Below are 381 nucleotides of genomic sequence, written 5' to 3' on the forward strand. Positions count from 1 at the left end.
CTGTAACACCTGCCGTCGTCAAATCCGCATTCAGCACTGCTCAAATAGATCAATGGGTTGCACCTGTCGCGCTATACCCCGACTCTCTGCTTTCACAAGTGTTAATGGCATCAACCTATCCGGCAAACGTTGCTCAAGCAGTGCAATGGTCGCACGATAATCCACTTAAACAAGGCGATGCTGCTATTCAGGCGGTATCTGACCAGCCCTGGGACGCCAGCGTCAAATCACTGGTGGCCTTTCCACAGTTGATGGCATTGATGGGCGAAAACCCGCAATGGGTGCAAAACCTGGGCGATGCTTTTCTGGCGCAGCCGCAGGACGTGATGGACTCGGTACAGCGATTGCGGCAACTGGCGCAACAAACCGGCTCGCTGAAGT

1 protein-coding gene is annotated in these 381 nt (G+C 54.1%); it reads left to right on the forward strand.

Features of this window, described 5'->3' with window-relative positions; translation table 11 throughout:
• Window positions 1-381, forward strand: a 381-nt coding sequence (locus WCE05_RS26440; RefSeq protein ID WP_368816900.1) for a DUF3300 domain-containing protein, incomplete at both ends; no start/stop codon positions are given.

It is taken from the genome of Pseudomonas sp. I2 (assembly GCF_040984075.1).
GTDB lineage: Bacteria > Pseudomonadota > Gammaproteobacteria > Pseudomonadales > Pseudomonadaceae > Aquipseudomonas > Aquipseudomonas guariconensis_B.